Consider the following 13,344-nt stretch of genomic DNA (forward strand, 5'->3'; position numbering starts at 1 on the left):
GTCTATCGTATGTACGATGCCGCCGGCGAAGTGATTTACGTCGGTAAAGCCAAAGATTTAAAAAAACGCCTGTCCTCTTACTTTCGGACCAATCTGCCCAATGTAAAAACCCAGGCGCTGGTGAGTAATATCGCCAATGTGGATGTCACCCTGACCCACAGCGAAACCGAAGCCCTGATTCTTGAAAACGACTACATCAAGCAGTACATGCCCAAATACAATGTGCTGCTCAGAGACGACAAGTCGTACCCCTACATATTACTAAGCCGTCACACCCATCCCAGGCTTGCATACCATCGAGGCGCCCAGCGCGAGAAGGGCGAATATTTCGGTCCTTATCCCAATGGCGGCGCCGTGCGCGAAAGCCTGAATTTGATGCAAAAGCTGTTTCCCATCCGCCAATGTGAAGATGCCTACTATCGCGCCCGTTCGCGGCCCTGTTTGCAGTATCAGATTGGCCGCTGCTCAGCGCCCTGTGTCGGAAAAATCAGCGATGAGGATTACAGCGAGCAGGTGCGGCTCGCCACCTTATTCCTGCGCGGTAAAGATCAGCAGGTGATAGCAGCCCTGGTGGCCAAAATGGAAGCGGCGGCCATGGCAATGGAATATGAGGCCGCAGCCCGTTACCGCGACCAAATCCAGGCGCTTCGTAAGGTCGCCGAGCAGCAAAATGTGTCCGGGCAGCAAGGGGATATGGACGTTATCGGGGTGCATTACGCCTCTGGTATCGCCTGTTTTCATATTCTGTTTATCCGCGAAGGCAAAATCTTCGGCAGCCGCAGCTATTTTCCGGCCGTGCCCGATGCCACAGAGCTTGCCGAAGTGCTGCGCGCCTTTATGCTGCAGTTTTATTTGGGTAACGAAGCCCACCGCAGTATTCCCAAAGAAGTGGTGCTGGGGGATGACTTTGAAGACTTGCACGAGCTTGAAGCGGCGATGCAGGACTCCCTTGGTCATAAGCTGGAAATTAAAACCCGGGTGAGGGCGGAGCGAGCGGCGTTTTTACGCCTCGCCAGCACCAATGCCGCCAATGCGGTTGCCACCAAGCTTGCCCACAAGAGTACCGTTGAGCAGCGGATGGAGCTTCTTGAAGAAGTGCTGGGGCTTGGTGCGCCTATCCAGCGGATGGAGTGCTTCGACATCAGCCATACCATGGGTGAAAGTACCGTGGCCTCCTGTGTGGTGTTTAACCGCGAAGGGCCGCACAAGAGTGAGTATCGGCGCTACAACATTACCGGGATCACCGGCGGCGACGACTATGCCGCCATGGCACAGGCTCTATCGCGCCGTTTTGATAAGATTGAACGTACCGGCAAGGTGCCTGATGTGCTGTTTATCGATGGCGGCCTGGGGCAGCTGCGCGCCGCGATGGCAATAGTGAATGACAAGTTTGCCGATATGGATCGTAAGCCGCTGCTGGTTGGCGTGGCTAAAGGGGAGAGCCGTAAACCCGGGCTTGAAACCCTGATTTTCGGTGGCAGCGAGGCCGAGTTCTCGCTTGAGTCCGACAATCCGGCGCTGCATTTGATCCAGCATATCCGCGATGAGTCCCATCGCTTTGCCATTACCGGACACAGAGCCAAGCGCCAACAAACCCGCAATACCTCCAGCCTGGAATCCATCCCCGGCATAGGGCCAAAAAGACGCAAGGCATTGCTGCAATATCTTGGTGGATTACAGCAGGTTAAAAATGCCAGTGTGGCTGAGCTGGCCAAGGTTCCCGGGATCAGCGCAGAAATGGCGCAAACTATCCATGACGCATTGCGGGGGTGATAAAAATCAGGCAAGATTGGCGCTGCTTTTGAATTCCAGGGTCTCCCATGCCGTTTAACTTACCCATCGCCTTGACCTTCTTCCGGCTGTTCCTGTTGCCGGTTTTCGTGGTGTTCTTCTATTTACCCTACAGCTGGGCGCCCTTTGCGGCGGCATTTGTGTTTTGGCTGGCGGCCATTACCGATGCACTCGACGGCTACGCCGCCCGTAAATTGGGGCAATTAACCCGTTTTGGTGCCTTTTTGGATCCTGTTGCCGATAAGGTCATGGTGGTAACTGCCTTGGTGCTGCTGGTGGCCGACTACAATTCGCCCTGGATGACCCTGCCGGCACTGTTTATGATTGGCCGCGAAATCGTGATTTCAGCGCTGCGTGAATGGATGGCGGAAATTGGCAAGCGCGGCGCCGTTGCCGTGTCCTGGATTGGAAAGTACAAAACCGCTGCCCAGATGGTGGCGATTATTGGTCTTATCTGGAAACCCAACGCGTTTTTGATTGATTTGGCCTATGGTCTTTTCTATTTCGCCGCCATTCTGACCTTCTGGTCGATGATGAGTTACATCATGGCAGCCTGGAAAGATCTCACCGCTGAATAAGAACTGCACGCTAACTGCATGTTTCTGATACAGGTCGTTTATTTAGTGTGCATACAGGATTTTAAGTGAAAATAAGCGTTTGACAGACGGGGTTAAATCGGTAGAATGCCAATCCGCAGTCAGGGGAAACTTTGAATGCAAACGCTTTAAAAGCACGTTGTTTGAAAAAATACTTTTAAAGTAAAAAACGCGACATTAGCTCAGTTGGTAGAGCGATACCTTGCCAAGGTATAGGTCATCGGTTCGAACCCGATATGTCGCTCCAAACTTCCTCCCCGGAAGCTTGGTACAAGATGGCGCGATGGCAGAATGGCTATGCTGCGGATTGCAAATCCGTCGATCTCGGTTCGACTCCGGGTCGCGCCTCCACTTTTCGATAACTTCTCCTGCGAAGCATCGACACTTAGCCCGAGTGGTGGAATCGGTAGACACAAGGGATTTAAAATCCCTCGACGGTAACGTCGTGACGGTTCAAGTCCGTCCTCGGGTACCATTCAAAGCAAGCGTTAATCTTCTATTTCTCCTCACTATTATTTCCTGCGCCCTAAGCTGACCGCTTTGTTATTAGCTTGGTTTTTTCTCTAGGCTGGTTTTCACTCGCTGGCAGAGCACTTATCTTTTTGGTTATTTTGTTAGCTTCACGCATACAGCAAAGACTTGTATAAAAGTGCAGATAACACATCTTGCTGCCACAGCTTGGAATGAATAAATGGATTATGAAACGCTGGATACCATAGCCGACGCCTACATTCCGTTGTTGGCGGGGCTTTATCTGTTTGCTCTGGTTTGGACGCTGAGTCAGCTGCCGGGGCAAAGACGAGCGGTAGGGGCATCGGCGCTGATATTGGCTCTGATGCTTGTTGCATCTTATGGGCTTATGTTTCTCGACAATTGGCTGAAGCTTTGGCCTGGCTTTGGGCTTGATTACAGCACCCACACGGCGGTGTCGTTCAGCCTGGTGCTGGCGCTTTGTATGTTGAAACGGAGCCTGTGGCCGCTCTGGCTCGGCTCTTTTATTGGCTACCTTGCACTGATGCACTATCAGCAATACCACACGGTGGCAGATATGCTAACCACCCTGATAGCGCTTATCTGGCTACCGCTGCTTGTCAGTACTGTACTCAGGCGCGGCTTTTACAAACGCTGATGACGGCTGAATGTCACCAAAGCAGATAACAGGGTTAAAAAACCGCGCAGATCCCGCGACCCGATTCAGCTATTCACCAGCTGTTTTAATGCGGGTGCCGCTTTAAAGCTTGGCTGGTTAAAGCCATCAGCTTCCATCATTTCGCCGGTTTGTGGATTTCTGAAACGGCGCGGCAAATAATAGCGCAGCTCAAAGGTGCCAAATTGGGGTAGGTAGAGGGTTTCGCCTTCTTCGAGCGCGCGGGATATTTGCGCCAGAATTTCATCCAGTAGTCGTTTGGCCTGGGGTTGAGTTAGGCCATTTTCCTTCGCCATCCGGCGGCAAAGATCTGTCTTGTTCATCCGATTTCTCCAACAACACAATGGAAAAGGGGCCAGTTATAACAGCTTGGGCGAGGCATTCAAGGGTAAATCCCTGAATTTAAGTTGAATGCTGGCTTTCTATGCGACCCTGGCGCCACAAGTCAGTCCAGTGACGTATGACAGCGGCGTTACCAGCTGCCATGATGTAAAGAGGGCGTGTTGGAAAGTCCAGGGAGCATAGATGACAAGACGGGTGATTTTTTGGCTGCTGCTCTTGCTGGTGCCCCAGGCACAGGGAGCTGAGGCCGAGTACAGCCGCCAGCTGATGCGCGATCAGGCAAGCTTGTTCATTCTCGCCAATCAGGGCGATGTACCTGCATTGATGCCGTTAATGCAATCTTTCGATACCGATGAAGCTGCACTGGAGCGCGACTTCAACACCCTTCGCGCGGCCTGGGCAAGTCTCGGTTTAACCGCTGAAAACAACCCGGATCCCACCTCAATATCTAAGCTCAGCCTTTCACAGCGCCTGATAGCCCTGGAACCCAATCCACAGTATTTGGCGGTCACCAATCAAATTCGCCACCTGTTGTGGCTTGCCCAATCACCCTGGCCAGCATTGACTCTTGGCGGCTGGCTGCGGCCGGGGGATGAACATAGTCAACTGCCGGCACTGGCGGAAAAGCTATATGGCTTTGGTGACTTGGCTGCGCTGCCGGAAAGTTCGCTGCGCCGCTATGAAGGCGAGGTGGTGGAAGCGGTAAAGTCGTTTCAGCGCCGCCACGGGTTAAAAGACGATGGCATCGTCGGGGAGAAAACCCTGTATTGGCTCAATCAGGGGCCGCGGGCGAGGGCACGGATGCTGGCACGGGATTACCTACAGCAAAGCGCGGAGCGGCGTCAGCTACCCGCCAGTATGGTGCTGGTGAATATCCCTGCATTTGAGCTGACGCTGATGGACGAGGGCACACCTGTGCTGCACTCAAGGGTGATTGTGGGCAAACCCAGTCGCAAAACACCGCTGATGGATAGCGAAATCAGTGCGGTGGTGGTGAACCCTTCCTGGCGGGTGCCCAAGCGGCTGATGCGATTCGATGTCTTGCCCAAGGTCAGAAAAGATGGCCACTATCTGGCTAAGAAAGGCTTTATCGTCTGGACCCCTGACGGTGAAGCGCTCAACGAAACTGACGCGTTTTATCAAAAAGCCGCCCACGGTAGTTTTCCTTACCGGCTCGAGCAGCGCCCAGGGCCCGACAACGCCCTCGGCCGCTTTAAGCTGCATTTTGCCAACGACGATAACGTGTATTTGCACGATACCCCGGATAAGCATCTGTTCGACAAATCCATGCGGGCCTTGTCATCCGGTTGTGTGCGGGTTGAGAAAATCGGCGAGCTTGCCGATTGGCTCGCCAGGCAGCGGGTGGCGGATCCGCGTCAGTGGCAAGCAACCCTCAACACCCCCGAACGAACCAAGTGGTTTACCCTCAAACAGCGCCTGCCGGTGCGTTTTGTCTATTGGACCAGCTGGATAGATAGCGAAGGAAAGGCGCAATTTCGCGATGATATCTATGGTTTAATACAAGATAATCAAGTTGTTGCCAGTCATCAGCCTTAAAAGTGTGAGCTAATTAACGGGTTTTACACTTTGTTTCAGTCAGGATTTTATCTCGCGTAAAGCTTGATCATATGGGGCTTTCGTTATACTTTTTGCCTGAGTTGTCCAAAAATAATACAAAGGTGACTGAGTGACAGATTTCTCTCCTGCGCGCAGGCAGTTAATGCTTGGGCTGGGCAGTGCGGCGATGGTTTCATTGATTTCTTCGCCGGCATTTGCCAGTCGTTCAACCCAAGGCAGCAGGATGCTGAGTATGTTAAACCTCCACACCCGGGAAGAAGGCAAGGGCGCCTACTGGATTGATGGTGAATATCAAAGGCCGATATTGACCGGGTTTGATCATCTTTTACGGGATCACCGCGCGAATGAGGCGGCTCCCATGGATAAGCGACTGTACGATTTGCTGTTTTACCTGCAGGAAAATCTAAAAAGTCGCGATACCATCCATATTATTTCAGGTTATCGCTCGCCGAAGACTAACGCCATGTTGGCCAAGAAAAGCGGCGGAGTGGCCAAAAAGAGCCTGCATATGGAAGGTAAAGCTATAGATATAGCCATTCCAGGGATCCGCCTGGACAAGGTAAGAGACGCGGCGAAAGAGCTTAAGCTGGGTGGTGTTGGCTACTATCCACAATCAGGCTTTGTTCACGTGGATGTGGGACGGGTGCGCAGCTGGTAATGCTGTGAAACCAGCCCGACAGCTGTGGCATTAAACGGCCATAGTCAGTTAACAGGGAGCAACATCCGGCACGCAAGCTGGATTGCTCCCTTTTTAATTGCCAGTCCGACAGGGTGGTGGAAAGGGTGCAATAAAACTGTCTGAGGGATCGAGGGCGCTGCTTGCCGCCGACACGATTGGCCAGCATATCCAGTTCGGCCACGCAGGCCATGGCTTCGGCGAGCAGTAAATCGATGGCATTAACGGAAATGGCCAGCGAATCGAACTTGTACTCAAGTCGATTCATCAGGGTATCCAGCAAAAGGCAGCTTCCCTGCCATTGGCGGGTTACCTCAATCAAGCACGCCGTGGATGAGGCCATGACAACACTCCGTCAATCTGATGCCAGAAGACTAGCAGTGGCTTATCCCATGAAATGTGACGCAGATCACGCATCAACCCTTGGTAACCACAAGATTTTCCTTGCTGTTACAAATGCAAACTTTGGTTATCAAGTGGCCGAAATTGCTCGGGAAGTAACGCATTCCTTGCTGCCTTATGGGGGCTGTGTTAGACTTCGCGCGCTTTGGGATTTCCCGGGCAGGTGCTTATTGGTTGGTCGAAGACCGATTTGCATTTTAACTTTTTGATATGAGTGATAAAAACATGTCTTACACTATTACTGCACAAACCCGCACTGAGATCGGGAAAGGTTCGAGCCGCCGCCTGCGTCGTGAGGGTAAAGTTCCTGCTGTTATCTATGGTATCGGTAAAGAGCCGGTTTCCATCGTTTTCGAGCACAAGGACATCATCAACATCCAGACCAACGATGATTTCTACACCAGCGATCTGACCATCGTTCTGGACGGCAAAGAAGTGAAAGTACGCGCTCAGGCCATGCAGCGCCACGTGTTCAAGCCAATGATCGAGCACGTAGACTTCGTTTACGCCTAATCGACGGCTTTGCCGAGAAAAAGCGCCCCAGTGGCGCTTTTTTTGTGCCCGCTTTACGCCGTTTTCATCCAGAAAGCGCTGAATGTCACCGTCGACTGGCGTTCGTCATTTGAAATGAAACAATCGGTAGGGTGAGTGTGCCTGCTAATCGGGTCTTCTCACTTCACCTACGTCCTGGCGCCTGATAACCAAAGCGCCTGATAAGCATGTGCCTGGGAAATATGGTTCAGCGCCGTATCGAAAGAAGACATAGATTTGTCAGCCACCGCCCATGGCTGCCGTGTATGGGGATAAAACAAAGGCCGATGGTTTCGCATCGGCCTTTGAGTATGAACCTGGGCAAGTTTACAGGTCGAAGTTGTAATAGATATCCAGTGATTGGCCCAGGGTGCCAGATACGGTTTCCAGATACAGCTGCGACAGCAGGTAATAACGCACAGTCATTTCGTAGCCCGGGTTAAATACGCCCACCCCGTACTTCACCATCAGGTCTTCACCTATGTAGCCGCTGATGGCCACCCGGCCTTCATCGTTGGCATCGAGCTGCACATTGGAGAAGCCGAACTTTTCAACCAGTGAGGTGGCAGTACTGCCGATATTGTTGATGGCGCCCCCTGACAGGGACGAGCTCAGCGACAGCGCCGCGCTCATCATCAGCGCATTGTTATCGCCGCTGCCATTGCTGTCGAAACCCTTGCCCTTGATGATGTACGACAGGATCTCGGCCTGCTCCTTGGATGGATTGGAAAACAGGGTCACTTCCGGTGCCATGCCTGTGCCGGTAATGCGTACCCCGGCAACCAGATCTTCCTCTTTAATTTCGCGAATGGCTTCAATATTGAGGTTAGGCAGCTGCGGCGGTCCAACAAACTGTACTTCACCTTTGGGGATCTTCAGGGTCTGACCCATAAACTTGTAGCTGCCGCTTACCACCTTCACATCGCCAAACAGCAGTGGCGGCTTAAAGGCCTGCTGCTGCAAGCGTATGGTGCCGTCGAGCTTGCCCTTGAGGCCCATGCCTTCAATTTTCACCTCATCGCCCACGCGAATGTTCAAATCGGCAATGATGCCGTAAGGGCTGGTCTTCTGCTCGGCGGCGGCGATGGAGTCATCGAATACCACATCGTTTGACACTGCTACGCCGCCTTCGGCGAGTTGCACTATCTTGATATGACCTGTGGGGATATTTACCGCGCCTTTGACATCCATGGTTTTGGCATCGAACACCAGCTTGAGATCCGGCGATACGTCCAGCAGCGCCATTGGCGGTACGATAACCGCAAGCTTGTCGCCTTTGACCAGTAACTCACCACTGAACTCGCCGCCGGGCCAGGCGATATTACCGCTAAGCTCACCCGGGCCGTCGCCCATCTGCCAGTCGCCGCGCAGCATGGCGCGCTGTCCGGCAAAGTTTACTTCCATGTCTACATCGCTGATCAGGGTAGGGTTGGCGCTGGCGGAGAAGGCGCCTTTGATAAGCTTTAAATCACCACTGACCTGAGGCTCCATCAGGTTGCCACCCAGCATCAGATTGCTGGTGAGCTGGCCTTCGAGGGTATCGAGCTGAGGTAAAAATTCTTTAAGGGCTTCAAGCCTGATACTGTCGAGGCGCACAAAACCATCGAGGGTGCGATCCGGCGTCACCTTCACACTGACTTCGCTCTCAAGGCTTGCCAGGGTGCCTGACAAAAAGCGCAGCCTAGTGCTTAGCGCCTCAGGCGTGAGGCTGGCATTGAGGCGAAGCTCTTCGTAGGCGACTTCCACAACCTGGCCTTTGGGCCTGCTGAGCAGCACCTTGCCCGGGGTAAAGGCCAGCAGCAGCTCGCCGGTGGGCTTGCGTTTGGGCGACCAGGTGACGTTGGCATCCAGACTCGCATCGCCCTGCCAGTCTATGTTTTGTGGCAGTACCCGGTCGATGATGGCACCGGGTGCTCCCCTAAAGCTCAGGGCCACATCACCGGTTGCCCCGAGTTTGGCCGGACGGGCCAGACACAGGGCGCTGTTTTGTTGTACAAGGCAGGCATCGTTGAGGCTGCCACTGTTCTTATTCAGATCCCAACCCAATTCCATGTCCTTGGAGAGCTGCCAGTCACCGAATTCGCTGCCAATATTCAATCGGCTCAACACGGCACTGACTTGCTTGCGCTTATCATCAAACTTAGAGTGCAGCACTGTGTCCAGACGGAGATCGCCAAAGGTCTGGGCGCGCAGGCGTTGGCTGTTCATATCGCCTTTGCCGCCCAGGGTTATGGTCTCAAGCTTACGTTCGCCCACATTCAGCTGCTCTCCTTTGACGGAAAGCGCAAACTCATGATTGGCCTTGGGCTGATACATGCCCTTGATATTCAGGCTCTCAAGGGTTGCGCCGCCGGCCTTGATGGCAACGCCCAGGGCTTCGAGGTTAACAAAGGGGTCTTGCTGGGCGCCACTCACGGTTAAGGTGGCGTTGAACTGGCCGGCAAGTTCGGGGGAGAGCAGCGACAGATCCGGTGCGCGGATGATGCCATCGAGTGCCCAATCCTTTTTCACATCGCCATTGACTTCGATTGTGGCGCCCATAGCGGCGAGGGAGAAGTCTTTGGCGCTAAGATGCAGCTCATGATCCACGCTCACATCGCCGCCCATGGTGACTGGGTAGCCATCGAGCTCACCGCGGATGTCGGTATCACTGAGTGCGATTTGCCAGCCGTTATCCAGACTTCCCCGAACCCGCAAACTGCCGTCCAGACTGCCACTTGGCAGAGTGCCGGCGGCGGCCGCCTGACTCTGTGGTGCGGCTTGCTTGTCTTTTCCACTTTCTTTGGCGGCAATTGCTAGGTCAGTTGCCTCGTCATTGGCCCCTTGCTGCACAGCTAAGGCCGGGTTTGCTGCGTCAGCTGCTTCTGAAGCCTCAGGCGCTTCGGCCTTGGCAGTATTTGCCGTATCGGCTTTTGCTGTAGCAGCGGGCTTCTCAGGCAATATGATGGCGGAGGGGGTGAGCTGCTGGAAGGCGACATTGGCATCCCAGCTCAGCGCCTTGGCATAGTCAAGGCTGCCATTTAACTGTATGTCGCCCGGCTCACCGCTGATATTAAGTGACGTGATATTCAGCTTTTGTGCCGCGTTGGACAGCGCCGCATCCAGACTCAGCGGCGTGTGGAACGGCGTAGTGACCTTTGTACTTAGCTTGGCTTGCTGCGCATCCAAATCCCCGCTGGCATTCAGTTTAAGGTCGGTTGCCAGATACTCGGGTTGACTCAGAGGCCAGCCAGCCCGTGGTGCATCGAGCGTCAGGGAAAATGGCAATTTCGGATCTGACAGGGCGGCATCCAGCGCAAGGCGCAGCTCGGCAGAGCCTTTGGCATCGATCTCGGCCTTAAGCGCGTCCATATTACCGTTTGCCACCAGAGTCAGCTGCTGCTTGCCAAGCTCGGGCATCAAAGAAGGCGAGTCGGTATCAAGCTTAAGCTTGATGGCAAGGGGGTAGTTTTTGCTGAGCTCAACCGTCCCCTTAAGCTCAAGGTTTGCTTCATCGTGGCGCACCAGCAGTTCGGTTAAGGTCAGCTGGCTGCCTTCAAAGTCGGCTGCAGCTGTGATAAGGCTGAAATGGTCCTTGCGTTCACCAAGGTTCAGGGTCGAGTTTTTTATCTCGGCCGCCTTGAGGTGAAGGTCCATCGGCAGCTGGATTTCAGGCAGCGCTGCCAGCGGCCATGTGGATGCCTGCGTGGCGTCAGACTTGGTTGTCTCTTCCGCCTTGGCGGTTTCAGCAGACACATCGGCCTTGGCGGCCTCATCAGAGGCGGAGGTTGCGGGAATGGCTATCAGCAGGCCATCGCTTCTGAGAAAGTCGACCCACAAACCGTCGTCCTGCCAGCGGGCGCCGGTCGCAAGCTGCGCGGCAGCAAAGGTCATGGCATCCAGGCGAATATTGACCCTGTTAATCTCGGCGCTGTCCAGCGTCAGGGTGATTGGTAACTTCAGCGGGCCGGATGCCTCTTCTGCTTCATTACTTTCGAACTTTGGCAGCGCGGCGGTATCAACCGCCACATCCACACCGTCAAGGTTCAGCGCGTTGACACACACGCCTTTGGTCAGCAGGCAGGAGGGTTGCCAAAGCAGTGACACCGCATCAGCCTTTACCTCGATACCGGGCATAGCGTAAGAAACTTCGCTCAGGGACAGGTCGCGGTTTAAGGTGCCGCTTTGGTATTGGGCCGAAAAGCCCGGCACCAGTTTGGAAGCCAGACCTACCGCCATATGGGCGCCAAAGGGGGTGCCAAGCACCAGTGCCAGCAGTACCAGCAGCGTCAGTGGCAGATAAATCGCGATACGGACAATTAACTTAAATAACCGCCAGGGGTGATACCAGGGCTTTTTGATGGGTGTCTCGGGTGCAGCCGGGCTTGGCACTGTTACATCCTGTGTCATAGCTCGCTCCCCATGGTCAGGTGAATACGCCAGGAGCGGTCAAGGGTTTCGGTTTCTTTAAGGCCCACGCCTATATCCAGCTTGATGGGGCCAATGGGCGATATCCAGTGCACCCCGCCGCCAACGGCGACTACGGGTTCAAACTGGTCCTTATCGAAGGCATTACCGGCATCGACAAAGCTGCCCAGGCGCCAGGATGGCGTCAGATAGTACTGATATTCAAGGCTGCCGACCGCCAGGTATCTGCCGCCGACCACTTCGCGGCCAACGGTGCCATCTGAGCCGGTGTATTCATAAAAAGGCCCAAGTTCCTGATAGGCATAGCCGCGAATGCTCTGATCGCCACCGGCAAAGAATCGCAGTGACGGCGGCACCAGCGCCAGATCGGAATCGGCCACCAGGTTCAGGCCAAAGTCGGCGCGGGCAACCAGGCGGTGTTTGTCAAAGAAGGTATCAATCCACTTGAACTTGGCCTGAATGCGGGTGAGGCGGGTTTCTGAGCCCAGACTGGGATCGGCATAATCCACACTGTAGGAATGGCGGTAACCCCATTTGGGATCGAGTGAGGCATCGCCGCGCACCGTACTGGAGAGGCTGACGCCGCCAAGCACAAAGCTCGGGTCGTAATCGGTATCCGACTGGGTATAGGCTTCTTTAATGTAATCAAGTGAGTAGCCCCAAAGCCAGCTGCTCTTAAGCCGCTGGGTTCTGACAACCCCCAGCAGCCCCTTGCTCGATTCAAGTTGCCCTGTGTTGGTAAAGTCGAGCTTTTCCGGATCGTACACCTGGGTCACACCATACTTGTCACGCAGCAGTCCAAAACGGATTTTCAGCTGATCGTCCAGTGGATGGGTGAGCGGTATGGTGTAGGTGGTTAAAAATTTTGGCCGGTCAGGTGACCATTCGATACTGGTTTCCTGGGAGTGGCCATAACGGTTGATTTGCGGGGTACGCCAGGTGACCCGCACCCGTGGCTCAAAGGAGCTGTCGGTGCTGCTGCCGATGTCGGCACCAAGACCCAGCTCTATGGAATGGTCGGGGCGGTTTTCAAGCTCAACCCGCACTGGTACTTCGCCGTCCTGCGCCTTATCGAGTAGCGGCAACACCTTTACCGAGCGGAAATAGCCGGTTTCCTGCAGCTTACTGTTAAAGGTCGACAGCCTGCGGGTGGCGTAGGGAGTGTCGTTATCGAAGGGGATAAGCTTATCGAGAAAGCCTTCTTCGAGGGTATGGCCTTCAAAGCTCACATCGCCAAAGCGATAGCGATCGCCCGAGTTAAAATGCAAACTGATAGTGGCGCGGTTTTCGTCGCGGTTGACCCGGATCTCCGCCTTGGTATATTCGCCATCGAAGTAACCGCGGGACAGGGCGATGGCGCCAAGCTCCGCCTTCAGGCTTTCATATTGGCCGTGATTGAGCACATCGCCCGGACGCAGACTCACGTTATCCAGCCAGCGGGAGAAACTCTCGTCGCTCAGCATATCGCCGTCAAAGCGGATATCCACCCAATCGATGCGGGTTGGTTCGCCGGATGTGACGGCCAGGGTGAGTTCCCAGGGGCCTTTTTCGCTGCGGGTCAGCGCTTGGCTCACCTCACTGTGGTAGTAACCCACAGATTGCATGGCGGCATCCACGGCATCATCCACGTTAAATAAAAAGGCGCGGCGCTGCACATCCGTCTCGGGCAGGGTGCCCAGGTGAGCTAGAATGTTTTTTTGCAGTGCTTCATCAACGCCGGATACGGTGACGCGCAGCAGTGGGTCGGCTGCGTGGGCTGCCGGGAGCAGCAGGGAGGCAAATACCGCCGTCGAAGCGGTCAAAAAACGAGAGTTCAAGGGCGCAAAAGTCCTGGATCGCGGTCAATATTCCATTGGCTCCAATTGTCGCCTCAA

At 54.5% G+C, this 13,344-nt stretch carries 10 protein-coding genes and 3 tRNA genes; 9 read left to right on the top strand and 4 right to left on the bottom strand.

What is annotated here, in order from left to right:
* Window positions 1-9: 9 nt before the first annotated feature.
* From uvrC to STH12_RS06325, 6 genes are all read left to right on the top strand, one after another.
* Window positions 10-1,773 (top strand): excinuclease ABC subunit UvrC, encoded by a 1,764-nt coding sequence (gene uvrC, locus STH12_RS06300; RefSeq protein WP_237158847.1) that lies wholly within the window; start codon window positions 10-12, stop codon window positions 1,771-1,773.
* A gap of 47 nt (window positions 1,774-1,820) precedes the next feature.
* Window positions 1,821-2,369, top strand: a complete 549-nt coding sequence (pgsA, locus tag STH12_RS06305; protein WP_126166768.1) for a CDP-diacylglycerol--glycerol-3-phosphate 3-phosphatidyltransferase — start codon at window positions 1,821-1,823, stop codon at window positions 2,367-2,369.
* A 189-nt stretch (window positions 2,370-2,558) separates the two neighbouring features.
* Window positions 2,559-2,634: transfer RNA gene (locus STH12_RS06310), tRNA-Gly, on the top strand.
* 30 nt (window positions 2,635-2,664) lie between these two features.
* Window positions 2,665-2,738 (top strand) — tRNA-Cys (locus STH12_RS06315).
* Between the two features lie 37 nt (window positions 2,739-2,775).
* Window positions 2,776-2,862 (top strand) — tRNA-Leu (locus STH12_RS06320).
* Between the two features lie 216 nt (window positions 2,863-3,078).
* Window positions 3,079-3,516 (top strand): hypothetical protein, encoded by a 438-nt coding sequence (locus tag STH12_RS06325; protein WP_126166769.1) that lies wholly within the window; start codon window positions 3,079-3,081, stop codon window positions 3,514-3,516.
* Window positions 3,517-3,581: 65 nt separating this feature from the next.
* Here the strand turns inward: STH12_RS06325 and STH12_RS06330 are convergent, their stop codons facing one another.
* Window positions 3,582-3,857, bottom strand: a complete 276-nt coding sequence (locus STH12_RS06330) for an HU family DNA-binding protein (RefSeq protein WP_126166770.1) — start codon at window positions 3,855-3,857, stop codon at window positions 3,582-3,584.
* 202 nt (window positions 3,858-4,059) lie between these two features.
* Between STH12_RS06330 and STH12_RS06335 the strand changes: the two genes are divergently transcribed.
* Both STH12_RS06335 and mepK read left to right on the top strand, forming a co-directional pair.
* Entirely contained in the window at window positions 4,060-5,433 is a 1,374-nt protein-coding gene (locus STH12_RS06335; RefSeq protein ID WP_126166771.1) for a L,D-transpeptidase family protein, read from the top strand.
* Between the two features lie 130 nt (window positions 5,434-5,563).
* Window positions 5,564-6,112, top strand: a complete 549-nt coding sequence (gene mepK, locus STH12_RS06340) for a peptidoglycan L,D-endopeptidase MepK (protein ID WP_164551152.1) — start codon at window positions 5,564-5,566, stop codon at window positions 6,110-6,112.
* Here mepK and STH12_RS06345 read toward each other — a convergent pair.
* Window positions 6,036-6,473, bottom strand: coding sequence for a hypothetical protein (locus tag STH12_RS06345; RefSeq protein ID WP_126166772.1), 438 nt, complete (start codon window positions 6,471-6,473; stop codon window positions 6,036-6,038). The two genes, mepK and STH12_RS06345, sit on opposite strands and share 77 nt — an antisense overlap.
* A gap of 284 nt (window positions 6,474-6,757) precedes the next feature.
* Between STH12_RS06345 and rplY the strand changes: the two genes are divergently transcribed.
* Window positions 6,758-7,045, top strand: a complete 288-nt coding sequence (gene rplY / locus STH12_RS06350) for a 50S ribosomal protein L25 (RefSeq protein ID WP_126166773.1) — start codon at window positions 6,758-6,760, stop codon at window positions 7,043-7,045.
* Window positions 7,046-7,390: 345 nt separating this feature from the next.
* Here the strand turns inward: rplY and STH12_RS06355 are convergent, their stop codons facing one another.
* Both STH12_RS06355 and STH12_RS06360 read right to left on the bottom strand, forming a co-directional pair.
* Window positions 7,391-11,452, bottom strand: a complete 4,062-nt coding sequence (locus STH12_RS06355) for a translocation/assembly module TamB domain-containing protein (protein WP_126166774.1) — start codon at window positions 11,450-11,452, stop codon at window positions 7,391-7,393.
* Window positions 11,449-13,287, bottom strand: coding sequence for an autotransporter assembly complex protein TamA (locus tag STH12_RS06360; RefSeq protein WP_126166775.1), 1,839 nt, complete (start codon window positions 13,285-13,287; stop codon window positions 11,449-11,451). The genes STH12_RS06355 and STH12_RS06360 overlap by 4 nt, the downstream gene beginning before the upstream one ends.
* Window positions 13,288-13,344 lie beyond the last annotated feature (57 nt).

Source organism: Shewanella khirikhana (assembly GCF_003957745.1).
GTDB lineage: Bacteria > Pseudomonadota > Gammaproteobacteria > Enterobacterales > Shewanellaceae > Shewanella > Shewanella khirikhana.

What these genes read in the sequence shown, in the direction of transcription:
- STH12_RS06325 (WP_126166769.1), top strand. Translation starts at nt 3,079, where the DNA reads ATGGATTATGAAACGCTGGATACCATAGCCGACGCCTACATTCCGTTG.
- pgsA (WP_126166768.1), top strand. Translation starts at nt 1,821, where the DNA reads ATGCCGTTTAACTTACCCATCGCCTTGACCTTCTTCCGGCTGTTCCTG.
- uvrC (WP_237158847.1), top strand. Translation starts at nt 10, where the DNA reads ATGTACGATGCCGCCGGCGAAGTGATTTACGTCGGTAAAGCCAAAGAT.
- STH12_RS06330 (WP_126166770.1), bottom strand. Translation starts at nt 3,857, where the DNA reads ATGAACAAGACAGATCTTTGCCGCCGGATGGCGAAGGAAAATGGCCTA.
- STH12_RS06335 (WP_126166771.1), top strand. Translation starts at nt 4,060, where the DNA reads ATGACAAGACGGGTGATTTTTTGGCTGCTGCTCTTGCTGGTGCCCCAG.
- rplY (WP_126166773.1), top strand. Translation starts at nt 6,758, where the DNA reads ATGTCTTACACTATTACTGCACAAACCCGCACTGAGATCGGGAAAGGT.
- STH12_RS06345 (WP_126166772.1), bottom strand. Translation starts at nt 6,473, where the DNA reads ATGGCCTCATCCACGGCGTGCTTGATTGAGGTAACCCGCCAATGGCAG.
- STH12_RS06355 (WP_126166774.1), bottom strand. Translation starts at nt 11,452, where the DNA reads ATGACACAGGATGTAACAGTGCCAAGCCCGGCTGCACCCGAGACACCC.